This is a genomic window from Rickettsiales endosymbiont of Trichoplax sp. H2 (genome assembly GCF_009690945.1).
GTDB lineage: Bacteria > Pseudomonadota > Alphaproteobacteria > Rickettsiales > Midichloriaceae > Aquirickettsia > Aquirickettsia rohweri.
Window position 1 is genome coordinate 152,505 of the sequence record NZ_NPHZ01000003.1, and the last position, 25,087, is coordinate 177,591.

The 25,087-nt window shown below is 27.7% G+C and carries 21 protein-coding genes and 1 other RNA gene; 2 read left to right on the forward strand and 20 right to left on the reverse strand.

The window, feature by feature from the left end; all coding sequences use genetic code 11:
• Positions 1–541: 541 nt before the first annotated feature.
• The 11 genes from h2es_RS04425 to h2es_RS04475 form a co-directional block, all read right to left on the reverse strand.
• The gene (locus h2es_RS04425; RefSeq protein WP_154511763.1) at positions 542–1,246 is read right to left on the reverse strand and encodes a hypothetical protein; all 705 of its coding nucleotides are present in this window, start codon (positions 1,244–1,246) and stop codon (positions 542–544) included.
• A gap of 196 nt (positions 1,247–1,442) precedes the next feature.
• The gene (locus tag h2es_RS04430; RefSeq protein WP_154511765.1) at positions 1,443–2,078 is read right to left on the reverse strand and encodes an RlmE family RNA methyltransferase; all 636 of its coding nucleotides are present in this window, start codon (positions 2,076–2,078) and stop codon (positions 1,443–1,445) included.
• A complete protein-coding gene (gene gmk, locus h2es_RS04435; RefSeq protein ID WP_154511767.1) occupies positions 2,075–2,701 on the reverse strand; it encodes a guanylate kinase in 627 nt (208 codons plus the stop codon). Before gmk ends, h2es_RS04430 begins: the two co-directional genes overlap by 4 nt.
• A 146-nt stretch (positions 2,702–2,847) precedes the next feature.
• Positions 2,848–5,313 (reverse strand): valine--tRNA ligase, encoded by a 2,466-nt coding sequence (locus h2es_RS04440; protein ID WP_154511769.1) that lies wholly within the window; start codon positions 5,311–5,313, stop codon positions 2,848–2,850.
• A 66-nt stretch (positions 5,314–5,379) separates the two neighbouring features.
• Positions 5,380–6,144 carry a flagellar type III secretion system pore protein FliP gene (gene fliP, locus h2es_RS04445; RefSeq protein ID WP_154511771.1) on the reverse strand — a complete coding sequence of 255 codons (765 nt, stop codon included), beginning with the start codon at positions 6,142–6,144 and terminating at the stop codon, positions 5,380–5,382.
• Positions 6,125–6,385, reverse strand: coding sequence for a flagellar biosynthetic protein FliO (locus h2es_RS04450; protein WP_154511773.1), 261 nt, complete (start codon positions 6,383–6,385; stop codon positions 6,125–6,127). Before h2es_RS04450 ends, fliP begins: the two co-directional genes overlap by 20 nt.
• Before the next feature lie 5 nt (positions 6,386–6,390).
• Complete coding sequence (locus h2es_RS04455) at positions 6,391–7,131, reverse strand: ABC transporter ATP-binding protein (protein ID WP_154511775.1); 741 nt, start codon at positions 7,129–7,131, stop codon at positions 6,391–6,393.
• Between the two features lie 2 nt (positions 7,132–7,133).
• Positions 7,134–7,916: an MlaE family ABC transporter permease gene (locus h2es_RS04460; protein ID WP_126045048.1), complete on the reverse strand. Its 783-nt coding sequence runs from the start codon at positions 7,914–7,916 to the stop codon at positions 7,134–7,136.
• Positions 7,913–8,989: an alanine racemase gene (gene alr / locus h2es_RS04465; protein WP_154511777.1), complete on the reverse strand. Its 1,077-nt coding sequence runs from the start codon at positions 8,987–8,989 to the stop codon at positions 7,913–7,915. Before alr ends, h2es_RS04460 begins: the two co-directional genes overlap by 4 nt.
• A 37-nt stretch (positions 8,990–9,026) precedes the next feature.
• An RNA gene (ffs, locus tag h2es_RS04470) (signal recognition particle sRNA small type) lies at positions 9,027–9,111 on the reverse strand.
• 86 nt (positions 9,112–9,197) lie between these two features.
• Positions 9,198–13,106, reverse strand: a complete 3,909-nt coding sequence (locus tag h2es_RS04475; protein ID WP_154511779.1) for a TrbL/VirB6 family protein — start codon at positions 13,104–13,106, stop codon at positions 9,198–9,200.
• Positions 13,107–13,281: 175 nt separating this feature from the next.
• Between h2es_RS04475 and h2es_RS04480 the strand changes: the two genes are divergently transcribed.
• Together h2es_RS04480 and h2es_RS04485 are read left to right on the forward strand one after the other, a co-directional pair.
• Positions 13,282–14,439 carry a PQQ-binding-like beta-propeller repeat protein gene (locus tag h2es_RS04480; protein ID WP_195909975.1) on the forward strand — a complete coding sequence of 386 codons (1,158 nt, stop codon included), beginning with the start codon at positions 13,282–13,284 and terminating at the stop codon, positions 14,437–14,439.
• On the forward strand, positions 14,440–15,222 hold the full coding sequence (locus h2es_RS04485; protein WP_154511783.1) for a sulfite exporter TauE/SafE family protein: 783 nt from the start codon (positions 14,440–14,442) through the stop codon (positions 15,220–15,222). It abuts the gene before it with no gap.
• A 583-nt stretch (positions 15,223–15,805) separates the two neighbouring features.
• Here h2es_RS04485 and h2es_RS04490 read toward each other — a convergent pair.
• From h2es_RS04490 to nuoL, 9 genes are all read right to left on the reverse strand, one after another.
• Positions 15,806–16,561 carry a hypothetical protein gene (locus h2es_RS04490; protein ID WP_154511785.1) on the reverse strand — a complete coding sequence of 252 codons (756 nt, stop codon included), beginning with the start codon at positions 16,559–16,561 and terminating at the stop codon, positions 15,806–15,808.
• Positions 16,562–16,572: 11 nt separating this feature from the next.
• On the reverse strand, positions 16,573–17,817 hold the full coding sequence (locus h2es_RS04495) for a proline--tRNA ligase (protein ID WP_230204260.1): 1,245 nt from the start codon (positions 17,815–17,817) through the stop codon (positions 16,573–16,575).
• A 64-nt stretch (positions 17,818–17,881) separates the two neighbouring features.
• A complete protein-coding gene (locus tag h2es_RS04500; protein ID WP_154511789.1) occupies positions 17,882–18,127 on the reverse strand; it encodes a DUF2312 domain-containing protein in 246 nt (81 codons plus the stop codon).
• A 13-nt stretch (positions 18,128–18,140) separates the two neighbouring features.
• Positions 18,141–19,208, reverse strand: coding sequence for an AI-2E family transporter (locus tag h2es_RS04505; protein WP_126044849.1), 1,068 nt, complete (start codon positions 19,206–19,208; stop codon positions 18,141–18,143).
• Positions 19,209–19,217: 9 nt separating this feature from the next.
• On the reverse strand, positions 19,218–19,394 hold the full coding sequence (locus h2es_RS04510; RefSeq protein ID WP_154511791.1) for a zinc-finger domain-containing protein: 177 nt from the start codon (positions 19,392–19,394) through the stop codon (positions 19,218–19,220).
• On the reverse strand, positions 19,394–20,161 hold the full coding sequence (locus h2es_RS04515; protein ID WP_154511793.1) for a type III pantothenate kinase: 768 nt from the start codon (positions 20,159–20,161) through the stop codon (positions 19,394–19,396). The genes h2es_RS04510 and h2es_RS04515 overlap by 1 nt, the downstream gene beginning before the upstream one ends.
• 9 nt (positions 20,162–20,170) lie before the next feature.
• Entirely contained in the window at positions 20,171–21,646 is a 1,476-nt protein-coding gene (locus tag h2es_RS04520) for an NADH-quinone oxidoreductase subunit N (RefSeq protein WP_154511795.1), read from the reverse strand.
• A 1-nt stretch (position 21,647) separates the two neighbouring features.
• Positions 21,648–23,147: an NADH-quinone oxidoreductase subunit M gene (locus h2es_RS04525; protein ID WP_154511797.1), complete on the reverse strand. Its 1,500-nt coding sequence runs from the start codon at positions 23,145–23,147 to the stop codon at positions 21,648–21,650.
• Position 23,148: 1 nt separating this feature from the next.
• The gene (nuoL, locus tag h2es_RS04530) at positions 23,149–25,083 is read right to left on the reverse strand and encodes an NADH-quinone oxidoreductase subunit L (RefSeq protein ID WP_154511799.1); all 1,935 of its coding nucleotides are present in this window, start codon (positions 25,081–25,083) and stop codon (positions 23,149–23,151) included.
• Positions 25,084–25,087 lie beyond the last annotated feature (4 nt).

Sequence of the window (25,087 nt, forward strand, 5' to 3'; positions counted from 1 at the left end):
TAAAAGTCAAAAAAACTGTTATATACAAATATTTGAATACAACTTTGTTAGCAATATAGTCATTGTGAGAGCATTTTAATGCTCTCGACAATCCAGGACAGGAAAAGTATCAACAAATTAAATTAGGCAATAATTCTGGATCACCACGCCCCTAATGGGGCTCGTGATGACTAATTCTGGTGTGAATTGCAATAATTCCGGATCAGCACAGTCGAGACTTCGTCTCTCCTTCGTGATGACAAAAATAAAAACGTCATTGCGAGGATGATGATAGGCATCCGTGGCAATCCAGATATACACTGCATTTCATGATTATAAGACTCATTATAAATTTCTTATTTCTCAACTGCAGCTCGGGTTAACTTAGTTTGTGATTGCTAAAAAACCCAAATTGTAGATAAGAATTTTTGCTATATATTGCTAACTTCTTATCTACAGCTAGGATTAAAATATTGATAACTCCCCAGATGGAAATCCAGAAAATTTATACCATCTATAAAATTACTGAACTCCCATATTTTAAGTAAGTAGTATACGTATATTAACTAATACTGCATATTAATTCACTATTATTTACAGAAAAAGGATTATTAATGTAATACAATTCTGAATCCACATTTGTAGAATCATAATCAGTATTATTATTACTAAAATCTAATTCTAAATCTGATTTACTAGATTCTAAAACAGTACTTCTTAAATAGTGCCCTATCATAGATATCGTATCAATAGTATTATTTATGTTTTTATGATTAAATATTTCTTGTTCTGAATTAATACTTCTTGGATCTATATCAAGACATTCTATAAAAAGATAATCCGCTATAGGCTCAATAATATCTTTATTTAATCCTTTAACTATTGTAGGTAGCATTTTTGCAACCTGATACACACCTGAATTTAACTCACTAGCTAAAAATTTACTCATTCCAAAAAAAACTTCTAATCCTTTGTTTAGTAAAAGAGTTAAATAGTTATCACCAACCACAGCTTTTTCTATAACTATTGATCCATTCAATGCAAAATCTCTGATAATGTTTGGAACAATGGATTCATAACCTAATCCTACTTGACCTATTAGTAAAGTTTTAGCTGCCCAAGCCGGCATAATAGAACTATATGCAGTATTTACAACATTTCCTGTAAAGCTCATACCAGAAACTACTGTTCCACCTGTTGTATACAATACACTTCCTACAAGATTCATGCCAGAATATACTGCTCCTAATTTTTCAAATGTAATCATAACAAACCTCTTAAATAATTGTTTCATAATTGTCATTATATTGATCAAATGTTACAATTACGTTAAGGCTTTTAAGAAAAATGTTAAGATTACGTTAAAGTTTTAACTTTTTATAAAATTTTTTGGTAATAGCACGTATATAGAACTTACCTTTTCTAATTCTTAATTTAGAATAAATATAAACATCTAAAAAATCTCAAATCCTAAACAGCCCTACAATAAAAATTTCAGATGAATCTTTATAACTTGCTTCTGGTTTAAAAAAATGAACATTTTTAAAATGCTTCCTCAATTTATTATAAAACTCTTTATTTTTATTGCCTTCAAATAGTTTAATAATCATATGCCCATTTTTAGCCAGAAATTGTTGTGAAAAATCAAAAACAGATTCAGCTAAATTCATAATGTTAATATGATTTAAACTTCTAGTACCACTTGTGTTAGGAGCCATATCACTAAGAATTACATTACACTGATTATTTTGCATAGTAGCACTTAATTCATCCCATAGTTCTTTAGAAATAAAATCAGATTCAAATGTAATAACATCTTGAATTGCCATGATCTTTTTTAAATCTACCCCTATAACTTTAGTCTTAGAATTAGTATTTCTTTTAACATATTGAAGCCATGAACCAGGTGCAGAACCAATATCTAAAACAATCTTGGCACCTTTAAGAATTTTATATTTTTGATTTATACCATCTAATTTATACGCAGCTCTTGAGCGATAATTATTTTGCTTAGCTAACTTACTAAATTTATCTTTCGCATTTCTACTTAGCCATTTAACAGATGATTGAGTAGATTTTATTTTAATACTCTTTTTCAAATTATCTTTGTCTTAACAAATTCTTCATGTATCAAAGTGCCAACAAAATCATTAAGACCTGTTCTTCTTTCTTTTCTAAGCCTTTCAGATTTTAAGATTGATAACAATTTTTCCAAGCTTTGTTCAATATCTCTATTGATAATTATATAATCATATTCATGCCAATGACTAATCTCTTCATCAGATCTAGCCATTCTTTGCTCAATGACTCGACCGTTATCTTGATTTCTTAATTTTAACCTTTCTAATAACTCTTTTTTAGATGGTGGCAATAAAAATACACTTGTAACATCTGCTCTTGCTATAGCTGATAGCTGCCTATGACCCTGCCAATCTATATCAAACAAAACATCTTCACCAGAATCTAATTTTTTCAAAACCTCTTTTTTAGGAGTTCCATATAATTCACCAAAAATTTCTGCATACTCTAATAATTCCTCACTTTCAATCTGATCTTTAAACTCTTCTTTAGTTTTAAAATAATAATGCTTACCATCTATTTCATTTGGTCTTTTTTTCCTAGTAGTACATGATGTTGATAAAGATATATGCTCATCATTTTTAATAATTTCATTTGCAAGTGTCGTTTTACCAGTTCCTGAAGGAGCTGATAATATAAACATTAGTCCCCTTCGTTTTATATTTATCACTAAATTAGTATATAAAAGTTTAAAATAGTCACCACTATATCAATTTTTTAATTTAGTTTCAATTTTATCAACAACTATTTTACAAACTTATAGTCATAGAACTCATAGGAATATAAATTTTATAGAAAAACCTTTATTGAATATTTACCACAATTTGATTGTAAGCTATGTTTAACAATACTGTCTTTATAATAAATTTCTTTGCAATTACTAGCATTTTTTAAATCTAATAAAGCTAATTTTGAAATATTTGCACCACTAAAATGTATTTCTCTCAATTCAGATCTTAAAGAAAGCTCATTGATTGACTTGTACTTTCTTACTAATTCCAGTAAATTTAAAACATCAATCCCTGTATTTAAATTAATACTAGAAAAATAAAAATCATCTAATTTTGGCCACATGTTAATTTTATTTATCATTTGATGATTTTTACTATATAAAATAGAATTCAATTCCTCAGTAATATGAGGAATGTATGGAGCAAAAAGTTTTAATAATGTATTAAAGACATAGTAAAGAGTTAGCATTGCACTTTTCTTTTCCTTAGGATTATTATCTGCTTCATCATATACTCTTGTTTTTATAAGCTCTAAATAATTATCACAAAAATCATTCCAAAAGAAATTTTCAATAAAAACTCTAGCGTCACAATATTCGTAATTCTTGAAAGATACCGTTGTATTTTCAATAACTTGGTACAAACTTGAAAGTATCCATTTATCTAAGTCACAAAAAATAGCTCCAATTTTAATTTCATTTTTAACTGAAGTAATCTCACTATTAATATAACAAATATGTGAGTCAACAAATTTACCAGCATTCCATAGTTTGTTAATTAGTTTTTTTCCAATTTTAAAAATCTGGTCACTATAAACTATATCCATACCAAGCTTTGAACTAGATGCCCAATACCTTACAACATCAGCCCCTTGATCATTGATTAATTTTTCTGGCGTCACAACATTACCTTTAGATTTACTCATTTTAGATTTATCTGAAGCTAAACACCAACCACTAATCATTAAATTCTTCCAAGGAATTGAATTTTGATGAAATAACGATTTCACTAAAGTACCAAATGCCCAAGTCCTAATTATCTCATGAGCTTGAGGACGCAGGTCATATGGAAATAATTTATTATGTCTATCTTTGTCAAGCATCAAGTCTTCACTTATACCATGGCTAGAAAGCTGTGGTGTTATAGCACTGGTTGCCCATGTGTCCATTATATCAGTTTCTGGCTCAATTTCTTCTCTGCTATACCCTTCTGGTAAATCAATATAAGGATCAATAGGAAGTTTATTAACATTAGCAATAAGAATTTTACCTTCCTCACCTTTTCTTTTTGAATACCAAACTGGAAATGGAACACCAAAATACCTTTGTCTAGAAATACACCAATTTTGATTTAATCCATCTATCCAATTAGTTAACCTTTCCTTCATAAATTTTGGATACCAATTACATTTATCATTTTTTTCATGTAATTGTTTTTTATAAGGTAAAACTTCTATATACCATTGATTTGTCGGTATAATTTCTAAAACTGCTCCAGATCTCTCAGCACATTTAACATTCTGTACAACTTCATCTTGCTTGACTAATAACTGACTTTCTTTTAACTTTTCTATAGTTAAATCTCTTGCTTCTTTTATTTTAAGATTATTAAGAAAGCCAGCATTTTTCATTTTTCCATATAAATTAATGCATTCAATAGTTTCAAGCTTATGTTTTCTCCACCACTCAATATCTTGAATATCACCAAAAGTACAACACATAACTAACCCTGTACCTTTTTCTTTATCAACTTGATGATCTGATAAAATAGAAACATGCTGATTGAAAAACGGAATAACTGCTTTTTTATTTCTCAATTTTTTATATCTCTCATCTTCAGGATGATAAAAAATAGCAACACAAGCAGGCAACATCTCAGGCCTAGTGGTTGCAATAACTATATCTTCATTATCTAAGGTTTTAAACTTAATATAATTCAGTGTACCTTTTTGCTCTTTATCAACATTTTCAGCTTGAGCTATTGCAGTTTGATCCTTAACATCCCAAAAACTTGGGCCAAATTTTCTTAAAATTTTACCTTTATTATATAAATCAATAAATGACATCTGAGAAAGCTTTCGAGATTTAGAACTAATAGTTTGGTATTCCTGTTCCCAATCAAAACTTAAACCAAGAGATTTATAAACATTTCTAAATTTTTCTTCTGTTTCTAAAACTACCTCTTCACATACTTTTATAAATTCATGTCTACTTAAATCTTTAGCTCTAATCTTTTTGACTTTTTCAACAAGCCTTTCTGTTGGCAATCCATTGTCATCAAAACCTATAGGATAAAAAACAGATTTACCGTTCATTCTTTGAAATCTTGCAATAAAATCTGCTTGTGTATAACTAAATACATGGCCCATGTGTAATTGGCCTGAAACTGTTGGAGGAGGTGTATCTATTGAATATATCTCATCTCTTGATTTTGTGTTATCCCATTTATAAATTTTAGCTTCACTCCAAGTTTTTTGCCATTTAGCTTCAACTTCAGCAATATTTAATTTGTCCTTCAATTTCATGTTATTAATAATAGAGTAAATAATAAATTAATTTTAAAAAGCTTTGAAAGTTGTTTCTTAAATATATTAGCCTAATCCATAGCTTTTAACTAAACTTCCACTTAACATATACCAACCGTCAATCATTACAAAGAAAATTAACTTAAATGGTAAAGATATTATAACAGGCGGCAGCATCATCATACCCATTCCCATTAACACAGATGCAACCACTAAATCTATAATTAAAAATGGTAAATAAATTAAAAATCCTATCTCAAACGCTCTTTTTAACTCACTTAACATAAATGCAGGAATTATAACTCTTAGGGGTAATTCAATTTTTTCTAAATTTTGAGATTCTTTAGCAATATCTTTAAATAAATCTAGATCTTTATCCCTTGTATTTTCTTTCATAAAAATTTTAAAAGGATCTATTATTTTTGGTAATGCTTTTTCCTCATCTACTTGATTATTCATAAGTGGCAACAAACCATTTTCATAGGATTTATTAAATGTAGGAAACATAATAAAAAATGTAAGAAATAAAGACAAACTAATAATAACTATATTTGGTGGAGTTTGTTGCAAACCAAGTGCATGACGAAGTATCGAAAAAACAATAGTAATCTTAGTAAAAGACGTAACCATTATTAAAATTGATGGCGCAACACTCAAGATAGTAATAAGGCCAATAAGCTGTATTACTTTATTACTAAATAAAGTTTGATCATCATTATCACCAAAGTCTATTGTTACTCCTTGAGCTTCAACATTATATAGGTTAGCTCCAAATAAAATAAAAATTATAAAAATTATTAATAATAATTTTCTATTCTTCAGTAATGACATCTATTAAAATATCTTGTTGACTAAGTAATATTAAATATTTTTTTTTCTTAAATTTACACAATACTAATCTTCTTTTATGATCTATATTTAAAGTTTCTTCAAGTTTTAAATCATTGTTCATTACAAAATTACCGAATATTTTTTTATTTTTAATAAATTTTGCAAAAACAGCAACTACTCCAATAATGCTTATTATTAATATTAATATAAAAAAGGCTTTAAAATATATAGATATTTCCATAAAATTTACTTATTTAAAAATAATTTAACATATTCATTATCACTATTTACAGTATTTTTAAGAGTATCTATCCAAAAAATCTCTCCCTCTTTTAATAATGCTACCCTATCAGCAATCTTTTTCATTACTTTTACATCATGAGTTATAGTAATTGTTGTAGATTTCAATTTTTTACTAATGCTTTTAATTAAAGTTGTAATTGTATCTGACATCACTGGATCTAGTCCTGAAGTAGGTTCATCAAGAAATATAATTTCTGGATTAACTGCAATTGCCCTTGCTATAGCCACTCTTTTTTGCATCCCTCCCGACAAACTTGCTGGATACAATTCAACAATTTCTTCGTTTAACCCAACTAATTCTAACATTTCTACCGCATGTTGCTTAGCTCTCTCAATGTTTAAAATACCTGAATTTATTAGGCTAAAACAAATATTATGCCATACAGGCAAACTATCAAAAAGAGCATTACTTTGAAAAAGCATACTAAATTTCTTTATAAATTTTTTTCTTTGAATAATATGAGTGTGTGTAACAAATTCATTATCTATAATAATTTTACTCCCCTCATCAGGATTCAATAAACCTGCTAAACACTTTAAAAGAACAGATTTACCACTCCCTGATCCGCCTATAATAACAAATGACTCTCTTTTTAAAACATTAAAATTTATATCTTTTAAAACCCTCTTATCACCAAAAGTCTTGTTTAAATTACTAACTGATATAAGGTTGTTTCTAGACATAATTACCTGACAAATAATAACCCAGTTATTAGATAATTGAATAGTAAAATCAATATTGATGATGATACCACAGACTGAGTAGCTGCAACACCCACTCCACTTGCACCTCCAGAAGTTTTAAATCCAAAAAAACACCCTATAAATGTCACAATAAAACCAAATACAGCAGCTTTAAACAAACCTGACATTACATCCTGATACTCTAAAAATTTCAATGTACTTCTAATATATGAGTGATATTCAAACCCAATTTTATATACAGCAACAAGATAGCCACCAAAAATTCCAATAACATCAGAAACCAATACCAATAATGGCAATACTATTGTACCAGCTACTATTTTTGGAATAATTAAATATTTAATTGGATCAGTGTTTAATGTGTATAAAGCATCTACCTGCTCTGATATTTTCATTGTTCCAATTTCTGCTGCTACTGATCCAGCAACACGACCAGCTAGCATTAATCCCGCCAATACCGGGCCTAATTCTCTAGTTATAGAAATAACAATAACTGAAGCAATTGAACTTTCGGCATGCATTCTTGAAAAGCCAGTATAAGTTTGCAAGGCTAAAACTGCACCTGTAAAAATTGCAGTAAACCCAATCACTGGTAATGAATAAAATCCTATAGTTATTAATTGCTGAAAAAAATTCCTAATATAAAATGGAACTGTAAATAATTTACATAAAACGTTACATAAAAATATTACTAATTCTCCTATATTTTTTAGTAATCTTAATGAAATAACACCTAATGTTTGTATATGTTTAAATAAATTCATTTTATATAAATTCTTCTAGAACTAGAGGAAATATTTGTTAAAATTTCTCTCTGATCTGTATTTGCCCATTTAGCAATTTCTTTAATAGTAATTTTTTCACCAATTAATTCAACACTTTTTATTTTTTTAAATAAAGATTCCGGTAGTGCATTAGCATTTACTGCAATCATATTCATACTCACTATACCAATAACTGGCAAAAAATATCCTTTTGAATAAACCATAGATTTATTACTTAATATTCTTCTATAGCCATCGTAATAACCTGCATTAATTATCAATACTTTATCTCCTTTATTTACTTTATAAGTCGCATTATAACCTATATATTGCTTTTTATAAAAAATTTTTCTATTTAAAACACTTGCATAAAATTCCACAACATTTAGCATTTTAACATCATCATTGTCTTCTAATATATTAACACCATATAATGCACCACCTGGCCTTACCATATTAAAATGATACTCATGTCCTAAAAATATACCTCCTGAATTTGCCAGTGTAAATTTTGCATCAACAAATAAATCTTGAATATTTTTAAATAAGTCAAGCTGTTCTTTATTCAAAAAATGTTCTTTTTGTTCAGAACAAGATAGGTGACTCATAATCAGTTCAATTTTACATTTTTCTAAATTCAACTGTTTTATTTCCTCTATTTGCACACCTTCACGACCAATACCAGTATCAAAATTTAAAACTATATTAACTTTATCTTTTACATATAGATTAATCAAATTTAATTGTTCTATACTACTAACTACAGGTATAAAATTATTTTCCTTAATAACTTCAAGCTCTTCATAACTGTTAACACCTTGAAAAATATAAATATTTGATTCAATAGATACACATCTAACTAAAAATGCTTCTTTTAAATTTGTAACCCAAAAATTTCTACAACCAACTTCATATAAAGCCTGACTTACTTCTTTTATTCCTAAACCATATGCATTTGCTTTAACAACTGCAGAACAAATAGTTTTATTTGAGTTCAAAAAAGACTTTAACTTTAAATAATTTTTTTTAAGGTGCTCTAAATTAACTTGAATATATTGATATTTATCAAACATTTTTATAAAAAAGATACTTCCTTTAAACTTGTATAGGAAGCAAAATGAGACCCAAAAATCTAAGCTATGGCTGCTTCTTTTCAGACCTGACCAAGTTAGCAAATAATTTTGCCCTCATCAAATGCTTCCATGCGAAAAATAGATCAAGAAATTAAATTTTGCAAGCTATTTAGCTTTATTTTTGTTGTAATAACTATTTTTTATTTTATTATTCGTCATCATCTTTTAGTAAATCATCAATAGCTTTATCTCTAATTTTATCAGCACCTTTTTTAATCACCTCTCTTACAGTACTACTAGTAGTATTGCTGCTAACATTTGCTGTTGTTGTAGTTGTAGCTGTTGTAGCTCCTGTTCCACCTGCTCCACCTGCTCCGGCTCCTGCTGCTCCTGCTCCACCGGCTCCTGCTGCTCCTGCTCCTGCAGCTCCTGCTCCACCTGCTCCTGCTGCTCCTGCTCCTGCTGCACCTGCTCCTGCAGCTCCACCTGCTACTCCAGCTCCTGTTCCTGCTGCCCCACCTGCAGCTACCCCAGCTCCTGCTCCTGCTCCTGCTCCTGCTGCTGCTCCTGGCACTGCTCCTACACCACCTGCAAGCGCTCCTCCACCTGCTCCTGCAGCTACTCCTACAGCTGTAGCTCCAACAGCTACTACAGCAGTAGCTGCAGTAATTACTGCCTGTTTAACTTTCGCCTTAACATAGTTAGATGCGCTATCACCAACTGTCCCAATACTCATATGCCTCATTGGAGAGCCTGTAATAATCCAAGATGCAACTCCTGATATATGAGAAGAAAATGTTGACATTCCTGAAGCAACTATATAAATAACCAATCCACCAATAAAGGTCATAGCATAGCTTGCAAATGAAGAATATATACTTACAGCACCTGATTTATCAGGAGGTGAATAAAAATCCGCCATACTTTGATAACCTGAAACCCAACATTCATTATATAAAGGTCCAAGGTCAACTCTTACTAAACAAATTGAACAAGCTGAAAAATTAAAGATATAATAAATTAAAATAGTCACAACATAATTTAAAATAATAATTGTTGTATAAACAAAAACAGGCTGTAGTGCATATGAAAATAAATTTTTAGCCCAAGAATCAAACATCTGTTTAGTTTTTTCAAATAAAATACACACTATAAAAACTGGAGCAGTAACAATCAATATAGAGTTAATTATAATTGCAAACATAAACATTACAGTTGCTTTAACTATTGCTTCAAAATAATACCAAATTGATAAAATTAAAAATATCGCCGTAACAAATCCTAACAACCCTTTATTAATTATTGCCCATATTCTTGACCACGTGTCTCCCATAGTAAACACACCTATTGGTCCATTAAATATTGAAAAAATAACATATGGATCTTCAATTATTGTATTTGCACACGTTTCTTGATTTTGACTTACAGCCTGTAAAAAAGATGCAGAATATCTGGCAACTAATTCTATACTACCGTCTATAAAAAATGAAACTAAATATCCACCAAAAAAATTCCAACTAGTATCAGAAATTAAAAAAGCAACTATTACTATTTTTAATATATGTTTTATAAATACCTGAGTAGTATACTCAACCAAGCCTAAAATATAAGAGATAGCTAAAAAAACTAAATATAAAGCTAATATAATCTTGATCACATATGCTGCTTGTTTTATAAAACCATAAAATATAACACCTACTGCACCAACTTCAGATTTATTAATTACACTGCTATCGTTTTTATTAAATTTTATATTATAATTTAAATGAGAATTAGTTCCCAAATTATCAGAACCTACTAATATCTTTTTCATACCTTTAACGGCTTTATAAATCATCCCACCTTTTTGGCACATTACTTCTTCACCCTTTTTACTCATATTAATGTAATATTGCCCAAAAGTGTTATTATATTTATAATTATCTTCAACAGATAGATCGGTAGATTCTTCAAGCTTAATTCTTAAAAATATCTTGCAATCATTTTTGTTATTACATTCACTAGATATAGCGCCACTATTTATTTTTAAAAATCCAACTTCATCTTTATTAGCTCCACTTCCTTGTTTGACAATATCCTCTTTAACATCTCTCCAATTATTATAACTTGCAAGAGGCTTATACGAATTTGTAGCTGATTTTATTCCACGAGGTGAAAAATAATCTTTTTTAGCTATTGTATATTGAATATTATCCATATTTGATCTAGGACATCCACGCCAATCAATTGACAATTTATACCCACCAGAATTATTTTGTGCATCATCATTATCATAATTCTTTAAATTAAATTGCTGGCGACTATCAAAATTTAGATTATCAACAGTGCCTTGTAAAACGTATTTACCCTCTCCTGCATTAAAATTACCTTTCTCAATGCAATTATAATTTGAATATCTATTTTTACACCCAGAAGTAATATATTTTTCATCTTTACATTGAGAATTCTCATCTCCATTTTCACATCCGCATCGACAATCAACCTCTTCATTATTGTATAAAGTTGCAATCCCATTTATATACCCTTTTTCCAAATTAATATCAGAGACATTCCCAAATAATCCACATTCATATAAAGCACCTTGTTTCCCTATACAATAATCTTTCGTATAGTCTTTTGGACAATCTTTAAAATCACATTCTGGACATTGTTTTAAATTACATTGATAATTATCCAATCTTTTATTTTCTGGAACACTGCACGTATTATTAGAATTTTGTGATTTACTTGTATTTCCATTAATATTTGAATTATTTACAACAAAATTATCTAATCCACAATTTCTAAAACATTCACCTTTTAATACAAGGTCACTTGAAGATGAAGATCCAGAATTACTCTGAGGATCTTGAATTAGTAAATTACTATTTTCATACCACTGCTTTATACAACTAGACTTATCTTGAACACGAGAATTCCAAATGCACTCAGTTATTAAATTTTGTCTATTTGGATTTAGCAATGATTTGGTTTTATTAATAGACTTATCATTAATAACCGAACTCTCTTTAAATTGTAATATCTTACTACTTGAGAAATTTCCTTCCCATATGACAGATAAAATATCTCCATTTTTTAAATTTATTCCTGTATGAAAATAATTAGGATTTTTAGCGCCCCATCCTGCTATAGAATTCTTTAAAGTATATCTATCACCAGATATATTTTTCCAAAACTGCTTTGCACCATATAATTTTTCTCGATCCTGTAGTAATTCATGATCAGTTAAAATATCGTCACTTTTACTATATGTAAAATCACTCTGAATAATATTATTGTCCCAATAACCTTTAGGATTATCTTTAAAATCCTTAAAACTTTTTTCACTAATTGTAGCTAAGAATCTATGACTAAATCTATTTTTAAAATTTAATTTATACCAATCTTTATCCTCACCAATGTTATAAAATAAAGGTTCTACCTCAATGTGTTTTCTACCACATAAATATAATTGATTATCCTTTGCACCTCCTAATAAGCTAATTGATAGTAAATCATTTTCCTTTGCTTCAAAACTTGTTTCAACAATATTAAAACTGTTTTCATCATCATTGCCCTGGCACATCATGCCAACGGTGGCTTTCTGTTGTTGAATAACTTTATAAAAACTAACATATCCTTTTTGCAAAATTCCTGCTTTATCACAGGGTAATGAAGCAGTACAATCAGCTGCAGGACTATAATCTTTTCTATTTACACAAACTTTTTGATATATATCTTGACTTTTTTCATCTTCACAACTTGCTTGAAATACATCAAAATAGTACGATGAAAATCTTTCATCGCCGCCTTTTTGACACTTGGAATAACAATTTAATATTACATCTTCATTAAGTTCAACAGAATAGGTTTCCGAATATTTACTATTAGGATTAAGCATTTCATAAGGCTTAAATTTCCTAGAAAAAGCCTCGCACTCTCTTGTACATATATTCTGACAATCTCTATTAAGAGGCGTTAGAATTTCACTCCCCGCAGTATCTTTGCCAGTTCCAAACCCTTTTGGTAACAAGCATTTCTCATAAAAATCTGCTGCCGCTTTTGTTTCGTTAGTCAGTATACAAGAGTTAAGCAAAAATATAAAAAAATATATTAATACAAAATGCTTTCTTTTCATTATATATTAATCGGTACTAAAGTTAAATTTAAGACTACATTTTAACTTAAAACTTTACAACAAAAATAATAAGAAGTATTAAGTTCTTTAAAATATAACTTAATTAAAGAATATTATGTATAAAAATACAATGTACTTTAAAAAATTTATTCTCTTTTTAATTTTACTTGTGTGTGTGTCTGCATGCGTAAGTTATAAAAAAACAACTAAAAATAAGAATTTTGATAATGTAACATGGCAATATTCGAGTTATATTGAGGATAATAAATCAATACAAAAATCTATTAATAAAACAAATACTCCTAATATTATTCAGATTGATAATTCACTAAGATTACCTTTAATATCCCAACCTATAATCTTAGATAGTCATTATATTGGAATGAATAAAAAAGGAATTATATCTAAAATCAATATTATAAATCGTAAAACCATATGGAAAAATAAATTCACTGATACCAAATTAAATTTTATTTCTGAATATTTAAATGGTGGGTTATTACAAATCAAGAATAAAACCTATGCTACATTTGGTTCAAATTCAATTATCTGTTTTGATAATATATCTGGAAAGTTAATTTGGAGACAAAAACTACAACAAATTATTAGAGCATACCCTATATTTGAAAATAATATACTATATTTACAAACTCTAAATAATGGAATGTACGCTATAGATGCAAATAATGGAAAAGTGTTATGGTATAAATATGGTATGGATAATGGAGTTAGAGTGACTAATGTTACCTCACCTATTTTATATAAAAATACAGTTATCTTACAAGATAGTATGGGAAATATAAACGCTATAGATAAATATACTAGTTTTGACGAATGGAATATCGAAGAAAAAAACATTTATTTAAATGATGCTTTAAATGATATAAAAATTTCAACCTATCAACCACTTATTAGGCAAGATCATTTATACTTTTATACATCAATGGGAAATTTTATTAAATTAAATTTATCTACAAGAGAATTAGAATGGAAACAAAAATTAAATATTAATAGGCCATTTTATATTCAAGAAAGCATAGCTTATGCAATAGACGATACCAACCAAATTTTATCAATTAATTTAAAAAATGGATCTATTATATGGAAATCAAGACTTATTGATTTTATTAAAAAGCCTCAAGATAAAAAGAAAAATAGATATTGGAATCAACCTATTGTAGTAGGTAATATAGTTTATGTATATAGTTCAAAAGGAGAATTATTAAAGTTGGATTCTTCAAATGGAACATTAATTGATATCCAATATAAAGTAGGGAAAGGCTCATATATTGCTCCAATATTTTCTGGAGAAAATTTATATATAGTATCATAAATGGCGTGCCATCATCACTCTCATCAAGTAGATAATAATGTTATACAATATCTATTAGAGACCAATGTTTTTGGAATCCATGAAGCTTGGGTAATATTAGCTCTTTTTGTATACGGAATCATAGGTAGTTTCACGCATTGCATTGGAATGTGTGGACCTATCGCTTTAGGTCAAATGAATATGAGGATAATGCATTTGAAAAAAGATCAGTTAAATAATTTCAACAAACTAAATTGTGCACTATCATTACCTTATTATTTTGGCAAAGCTTTTACATATGGAATATTAGCGTTGATAACAAAATACTTAGCCGATTACTTAAGTAATTATATAGTGTCAAACTATATTGCTGGAGTAATACTTATAATTAGTTCTTTAGTTTGTTTAGGATTAGCAATATCTAAGTTCAAAAAATTTAAATTTATATCTGTAAATTTTAAAGTATTGAAATATTTAGAAAACTTTATAGCTAATTTAGCTCATAAATTAAGTTTAAGACCTTTTGGATTTCAAGGATTTATTATGGGTATGGCATTAGGATTAATACCATGTGGACTTGTAATTAGTGCAATTATGATTACATTTTCATATTCAAATAATATTTTTGCTGCTTTTTTATGCATGTTTTTCTTTGGATTAGGTACTTTCCCAGCTCTATTTTTAATTAGTTATTTTGGGCAGCATGTAATTTTAAGATTTAAAAATTACATAGATATAATTTTTTCAATATTTATGTTTTTAAATTTTCTTTTGTTACTAAATTTTGCAATTAAATTATTTTAACTCAAAATACAGATAAGAATTGTGTTATAAAATGCTAAAAAGCAATCATACAGGAATATTTAATACAGTTAGGAACAACGATATAGTCATTGCGAACGGAGGCATTAGCCGTAGTGTGGCAATCCAGAAAATTATCAACAAACGTAAATGCTACAACAATTCTGGATCACCACGCCACTTTCGTGGCTCGTGATGACTAAATCAAAAATTGTCATTGCGAACAAACGCAGTGAGTGTGGCAATCCAGAAAAATAGCAACATACACAAATGGAGAAACATTCCTGGATCACCACAGTCGGAATTGAATTCCTCCTTCGTGATGACTAAATGAAAAATTGTCATTGCGAGCGAACGTAGTAAGTGTGGCAATCCAGAGAAATTATCAATAAATGTAAATGTGATAACAATTCTGGATCACCACAGTCGAGATTTCATCTCTCCCTCGTGATGACTAAATGAAAAATTGTCATTGCGAGCAAATCGCATATGAGCGTGGCAATCCAGGAATAATACACATCATGATGACAAAATTTAGTATAAATTTCTAATTTTTTATCTGTAGTTTTAATTATTTTTAATAAAATTATTTCCAATATTTTTTAATCCAAGGAGCAGCTCTATATTTAGAAATTGGATATTCAGCTATTTCATGTATATTAGGTTTTCCTTGAAATGCTAATATCTTTCCATCAACTGGTTCATTTGCATATAAATTAGCTATTTTACTAATATAGCTTAATACTTTTGTTGGAAGCCCTAAATTAATTGGTAATAATCTATATTTACAATGATTTTTATAATACAATACCCAATTATTTGGCCAAAACACATAATTTTCAGCTGCTTCTTTAATATAAGCTTGATCACCTCTTTTTTTCAATCGCTCACATATCTCATCGCTATTTTCCCAAAAATCACTCCATATTTTGGGATTAGAGCCTATTGTTACTCTCATCACACATGAAGAAATCCATTTGTCATTATAATAATTTTCTGTTACACATAATTTGCCTTGCTCATATAAGAAAAAATCATCTATATTATTTAAAATCAGCATATCTAAATCTATAAAAAGTAAATCTCCTTGTAATCCAAAAAATACTTCTTTAAATATAGAAATTTTTTGCCACCAACCCCATAAATGCACTTCATTTTTTGGTATTTTTAAAATATTTATACGACTATCTATACCTTTATCACTATCTGTTAAACAATGAAATTGGTAAGATAGAGTAATATTTCTATCTACCATTAAAAAAAGTTTATTTACATAATCACTACTGTATCTATCTCCCCACTTAATGCAAATTACATGTCTTTTTTTAATTTTATTATTCATAAAATTATTATTTAACAAGACTTAAATTTTTCATGAATAGTAGATTCTAAAGCTGGTATATCAAACAATTGAACTTCGCCTGTTTTGCGATTTTTTAATTCCACTTTTTTACTAGCAGCATGTTTAGGACCAATAATTATTTGTAAATTTATTCCTATTAAATCCATATCAGCGAATTTTTTACCAGGACTTTTATTTGTATCATCATATAAAACATCATATTTATCTGATAAATTAACATATAATTTATCAGATAATTCTCTACATAAACTATCCTCTGTTTTAATATTTATAATTGCTAATTTGAAAGGAGAGATTGCATCAGGCCATATAATGCCTTTATCATCATGACAATTCTCAATTACTGCAGCGATCAACCTTGTTATACCAACTCCATAACAACCCATTTCAGCAAATTGCAATTCTCCATTACTATCTTGATATTTACAATTTAAACTATTACTATATTTTGTACCAAGATAAAATAAGTGCCCCACTTCAATACTTTGACTCTTTACAATCTTCAATGCTTTTCTATCATCTAAATCATGTTTCTCTTCTTCTTTTGCATAAAATTTTTCATATCCCATAAGTGAAAATCCATCACCTTCCAAATAGTCAATAAGCTCTTCTTGATAATATATTGTACTTTCACCATTTTTAGCAGATAAAACATGAAATTCATGACTATAATTCCCACCCATAGCACCTGTAGGTGCAAGTACAGGTATTACTTTTAGCCCAATTTTTTTAAATATTCTTAAGTATGCTTTAAAAATTTTCTCATAGCTAATTAAAGCTTTTTCCTTACTTACATCAAAAGAATATGCATCTTTCATTAAAAATTCTTTAGCTCTCATCACACCATGCCTAGGTCTTATTTCATCTCTAAATTTCCAAGTAATTTGGTATAATATTTTACCTACATCTTTATATGAATGCACACTGTTTTTAAAAAGCTCTGTAACTGCTTCTTCACCAGATGCAGGTAATACATAATCTGTTTGCTTTTGGCATTTTAGATGAAAAATTTGCGATTTCATGTCAGAATCTTCCACAGCTCTACCAGACTTCTCCCAAATTGAAAGAAGTTGTAAAGAAGGTAAAATAATCTCATGACAGTGAATTTTGTTAAGCTCACCTCTAATTAGATTTGATAACTTATTTAAAACACTGAGCCCAAGCGGAAGCCAAGAATATACCCCAGAAGAACTTTGTTTAATCATTCCACTTTTAAGCATTAGCTTATGAGACATTAATTTAGCTTCAGAGCTTATATCTTTTGTGGTAGGCAATAAATAGTTACTTAATCTCATTTCACTATTCTAAGCCAATTGCATTTTTATAAAGTTCAAATAATGCCTCTTGCTCATTAAGCTTTTCTGTATCCATTTTTCTAGCTTTAATAACTTGTTTTATAATATTTGGTACAAATCCTTTGGCTTTAGCTTCTACTAATAGGTCTTTAATGTCATTATTAATATTATTCTTTTCTTCCTCTAATCTTTCAATTCTCTCAATATATTGTTTTAATATTTTCCTTGTTTCATTATCTATTGAATCCATAAAATTTTACCAACTAATATTTATATAATTTACTTTTTTTATAAGCTTTAATAAAGAACCTTATAATCACTGCTATTATTGCTGTCAATGGAATTGCAAATAAAATCCCAAAAAATCCCAATAAACTTCCCCCAACAAAAATTCCTAAGAATATCCATAAGGGATGAAGATTTAAACTCTTACCCATTAATTTTGGTGTTATAAATATACCTTCAGTAATATGCCCTAAAACATATACAATAAGTAAATAAATAAGAATAGACCATGTCTTAAGATGACTATATGCTATTATCGAGGTTAGAATAAAACTAAAAATTATACCTAGGTATGGCACAAATAAAGATAATCCTGAAAATATTCCAAGTACAAGTGCATAGTCAACACCCAGCAAAAATAAACTAACTGTATAATATATACCTAAAATAATTGATACGCTAAGTTGCCCTCTTAAATACTTGGCAATCGTAGTATTGATATCCTTAAATAATTTTAAAACATCGTTTTTATAGCTTATTGGAATCAATTTTTTCAAAGCATTAATTATTTTTTGCATATCTAAAGCAAAATAAAATGTTAATATAGGTGTTAATAATAAGATTGTTGCTAAACTTAATATCACTTTACCAGATTGAATTATATTGGTAAATAAATGATTAGAAAGCTTAAAGAAAAAAGCGTATATAGTATCTAAACTACTCTCTATTAAATTCCCTATAACTGGATATTTATGACTGAGAGATTGGATAACTTCTTCAATCCCTATATCCTTAGAAAAATACTCCTTAACATTAAGCTTCATTATTAAGCCACTCGCTTGATTAATTACCCCAGGAATAAGATAATACAAAATCAAAAAAAACATAGTAAAAAATGTTATTAAAATTACCAAAATAGACAATTTTTTATTTAATTTTTTTACTTCAGTACAATATTTGATAATAGGATCTAAAATATATGCAAAAACAAAACCTAAGATAAAAGGTATAATTATACTAATTAATTTAATTGTAAGAAATAGTATGCAAATAAAAAAAATTAAAACAACAATTCCTTGATTTCTATAAATATTATTAGATTTCATTTATAATTATTATTTAGAATTATTTTTTGACTCTTTATATACGAATTCCAAACTACAATAAGGGCATACTATTTTGTCTTTTTTTATATTAAGATATACTAAAGGATGACCTAGCTCTTGCTTTAAGCCATTACACTTCACCTTTTTACTTTCAGTATATATAATATTTTTATTTTTGATTTCCATTATTTATTCTTATGCATTTTATAAAGAATATTTAATCCTTCTAGAGTCAAATTTGGTTCAAAAACATCAATATTCTTAATTTCACCTTGAATTAGAATAGCATTTCCACCTGTAACTATAACTTTAAAATCTATATCTAATTCTTTTTTTATCTTATTTATAATACCATTTATAGACTCTTTATATAAGTAAAACATCCCTGATCTCAAACAATCCTCCGTATTTTCACCAACAATATTATCTGGCTTTAACAAATGTGTGTAAAACAATCGATCTGTACTTTTAATAAGTGAATTAAATGAAGTTTGTAAACCAGGTAAAATTAAACCACCAATAAATTCTTTTTCTTTTTTAATTATTCCTATTACAAGTGCCGTACCAAAATCAATAAATATACAATTTTCATTATACATCCTATTTGAAGCAATAGCGTTCGCTAAAATATCTGAACCTAATTTTGTTCCAACATCTATATTTATGTTAATATCATGTTCAACTTCAGAGGCAATAATTGAAGATAATTTTAAATATTTTTCAACAAAAATTGCCATAGGCTTAGTTATTTTATTCACTACAGATGAAATTATTGCTCCATTTATTTTTGTATAATCAATCTCTGCATAATTAAAAAGTGGTAATAGTTTATTTGCATATTCATCTTCAGTTAATTGTTTTTGTGTAGCTATTCGCCATTTATGAATAAGTTTATCATTTTCAAATAATCCCAGCACAATATTAGTATTCCCTATGTCTACAGTTAATAACATAATATCTAATTAAATATAATTATTAATAATTTTTAACATATATGATGGAAACAATACATAAAAAATATTAAATCCCACTCCTAAAGAAATAATAATAATTTCTACTAAATTTAATTTTATCTTTTTAGCAATACTACCATTAATTACTTTATCAAAATATATTTTTCTTATTATATTAATACAATAAAAAGATCCAATAACTGTGGCTATAATGGCTATAATAGCTAAGTAATACATTTTAAAATTTATTAATGTAATAAAGATATAAAGTTTTGCAAAAAATCCAATAAGTGGAGGAATACCAGCCATTGAAAAAGCTATTGTTGCTAAAGAAAAACAAATAAATGAATTATTTTTAGACAAACCTCTAAGATCATTTAAGTTATTATTAAATGAAATTTTTCTTTTTAAAATTATTATCAAAGCAAAAAATGTCAAGATTTGTGTCATATATACTATTGAATAAAAAATAGTATTATGTAAAAAACTTCTATCATAAACAACTATACTCATCAATATAAAGCCCATATTACCGATAGCACTATAACCTAAAAGACGCTTTATATTACTTTGTACAATAGCTAAAATATTTCCAAATAACATGGAGCAAATTGATATAACTATAAATATTGGCTGCAATTGGTCTTTTATAACCATAAGTGGTTCAAAAATTAATCTTAAAAAAATCACAAGCACAGAAAATTTAGCAGAAGATGCTAACAATACTACTATCGAACTTTGAGCTCCTTCATATACATCAGGGGTCCAATTGTGAAAAGGGAATAGCGATAGCTTAAACATTATAGTAATAATAATTAATATAAAACCTGTTATAAATAATAAATTTTGATCCTTAAGACAAAAATTAGCATAACAATTTGTTTGATATACAAGACTTATTTCATCAAAATTAATTGTACCAGCATTACCATAAATCAAAGATGCTCCAAATAAGTATATCCCTGAACTAATTGCACCTAAAATAAAATACTTTAAACTAGCCTCTATTGATTTAGAATCATTTCTATTAGTCGCTATGAGGATATATAAACTTAAACTAAACAATTCCAAACCTAAATAGAATGTGAGTAGACTATTGCTACTAACAAGCACACACATACCTAATGTAGATAATGCAATCATTATTGGAATTTCAAAAGATAACTTTGAATTTATATTCGTAGCTTTATAGCCAAAATTAGCAATTATTAAGATAATTATACTATTACATAACAATATGATTATTTTACTAAATTGTATAAATTTTGATATAACTATTGAACCTTCAAACAGTAAAATTTTCCCGCAGTTAATGTTGATGATTTGAAAAATAGATCCTGCAAAAGTTAATATTATTAAACTACCTATAACTCTTACATTATTTTTTAAAATCACCCCATAAATAGTTGATATAAATATGCCAATTATAATTAAAATCTCTGGAGAAATATAATAAATATTTGATATTAAATTTTTTAAAATCATTTTATAATCCAATATTTAACTTGTTGTTTTTAATTGATTTTATTGAATCTACTAAATTTATAGAATTTTTATATGTGTTATCATTTATTACCTTTGGATAAATTCCTATAAAAATAACCAATATTGCAATAAAAGTTAAAATTAATTTATCACATAAATGTATATCTGTTAAAATTTGCAAAGTTTTTTTAAAATCTCCAAAAATAATCCTAATATATAACCAAAGCATATATGAAGCTCCTAAAACCATTCCTAAAGCTAACAATATCCCATATAAATTTCTTACCTCAAATACCCCTAAAAGTACTAAAAATTCACCAACAAAACCTGAAGTTAACGGAAGGCCTATTGATGCCATTACAAATACAGTAAATAAAAGAGAAAATTTTGGCATTTTTTGCGCCAGTCCTTGATATAGCGCTATTTCTTTTGTATGAGCTTGCTCATATAAAACCCCTACACATAAAAATAATGCACTAGAAACTAAACCATGACTTATCATTTGAAAAATTGCTCCTTGAATTGCGATTTGATTAAATGCAAATATACCTGCAACAACATACCCCATATGAGCAACTGATGAATAAGCAATCATTTTTTTTATGTTTACCTGCATCAAAGCTACAATTGATGTATAAATAACTGCAATTATACTTAACCACATTACATATTCTGAAAAATATATTGATGCTTCAGGAAACATAGGTAAATTAAATCTTAATAACCCATAACCACCAACTTTCAACAATACTCCGGCTAAAATTACCGATCCACTTGTAGGAGCTTCAACATGTGCATCTGGCAGCCATGTATGAAAAGGCCATAATGGTATTTTTATTGCAAATGATATAAAAAATGCAAGCCAAAGCCACTTTTGAAAATCCAAAGAATAATTTTTTAAGTGATTTGGTAACTCTGCTATATCTAAAGTAGGCTCATGAATAAAGATATAAGCTATTGCAAGCAGCATTAAAATTGAACCAAAAAGAGTATAAATAAAGAATTTTATCGCAGCATATACTTTGTTAGAGCTTCCCCATATGCCAATAATAAGATACATGGGGATTAAAAATGCTTCAAAAAATACATAAAATAATATTAAATCTTTTGCTGAAAAAACACCAATCACACAAGATTCTAAGATTAAAAAAAGTGAAATGAAAAGTGTTTTATTTTCTTTGATAGATTTTAATCCTACAAATATACATATAGGAATTAAAAGAATAGTAAGTAAAATAAAAAATATTGAAAATGAATCAATTCCGAGTGAATAATATATATTCCATTTTTCAAACCAAGGTACCTTCTCTTCAAACTGAAAATTTGAATTGCTAAGATCATATTTCAACCATAATATAGCACCTAATAAAAACTCTAAACCAGACACTATAATATAAATTGTTGTATCTATATTTTTAAAAAATTTACTACCTAAGTATATTATAAATGCACCAACTAAAGGTATAAATATAAGATATGTTAAAATTGAAAAATCTATCATTCTAATAAAATATAATAAAGATCATTATTGTAAGCAAACCAATAAACATGATTAATGAATAATGGTTTATAACGCCAGTTTGTAACCCACGAGAAATCCTAGAAACATTATAAACACATCTAGCTAATATATTAGGGATACCATCTATAATACTATTATCAAAAATTTTCCAAAAAATATTACTAATTTTCTTAGTAAAATCTACAAATAAAAAATTATAAATCTCATCAAAATAATATTTGTTCAACAAAATTTTATAAATAAAATTAAATTTTTCTGAAATAAAGCATGCAATTTTTTTAGTATTAGCATAAATTATATAAGCTATTAATATACCAAATAACCCTGCTATTATAGGTATGTGTTTTACTAAAAATGGCAACACATATAATTCACCATTACTTTTCTGAGTCAAAGCTAAAGAATGATTCCAAAAATCACTTGAAGAATTTGTCATTTCGAAAATATATTCACCAACATACCCACTAAATATTGCACCAATAGCTAAAACAATCATAGGTATAAACATTGATTTAGGAGCATCATGAATATTTTGCACAATATTTTTTTCTAATTTTGTTTTTTTATGAAATACTAAAATTATAAGTCTCCATGAATAAAAAGCTGTTAGAAGTGCAACAATAATACCCATACAAAATGCAAAATCCCCATAGCTTGTATTAGACAAATACGCACTTTCCAATATTAAGTCTTTAGAAAAATACCCAGCAAAAGGATAAATTCCCGCAAGCGCTAATGAACCTATCCACATTAATGTATATGATTTTGGTAACAATTTATATAATCCACCCATCTTTCTAATATCTTGTTCATCATTTATTGCATGTATTACACTACCTGCCCCTAAAAATAATAATGCTTTAAAAAACGCATGCGTCATTAAATGAAAAATTGCAACTGAGTACGCTGAAACGCCGCAAGCAAAAAACATATATCCCAATTGACTACATGTCGAATAAGCTATTACTTTCTTTATATCATTTTGAACTATGGCAATCGATGCAGCAAATAAACATGTAATTGCCCCTATAATTGTTATCATATTTAATGCAATTATTGATTGCTCAAAAATAAAAGAACATCTAGCTACTAAAAACACTCCTGCTGTAACCATTGTTGCTGCATGTATTAAAGCGGATACTGGAGTTGGCCCCTCCATTGCATCTGGCAACCAAGTGTGTAAGCCTATTTGAGCAGATTTTCCCATACAACCAATAAACATCAACAAACAAATTGAATCAATTACAGAAAATTTAATTCCAAACAACGAAAAGCATTCTTCATATGATCTATCAAGTTGAATAAAAATTTGTTGATATTCAATTGTTTTAAAAGTTAAAGCTATCAAGATAATTGATAAAGCTAAACCAATATCACCCACTCTATTAACTAAAAATGCTTTAATTGCAGCATTTGCAGCGCTTTTTTTCTTAAACCAAAAACCTATCAATAAAAAAGAGCTCAGACCAACACCTTCCCAACCTACAAAAAGCTGTAAAAGGTTATCTGATGTTACAAGAACTAACATAAAAAATGTAAATAATGATAAATAAGCCATAAATCTCTGCTTATGATTATCATGAGACATATAACCAACAGAATATAGATGCACTAAAAATGAAACAATGTTTACCACACATAACATAACTGCTGTAAGCGAATCAATATAGATTGACCAATAAGCTTTAAAAAATGAAACATCTAACCACTTTAGCAACTTTATGTGAATTATATTATGTCCATGTATAACATAAAAAAATACTATAATTGAAAAAATAGCTGAGATAAATACAGAAAAAGAAGTTAAAATTTGAGATGTTTTCACAGATATATTATTTGTATTAAGACCCACAATGATTGAAGCCATCAATGGTAAAAATACAATGTAAATTGCTAAATTTTCAATACTTAACATTTAA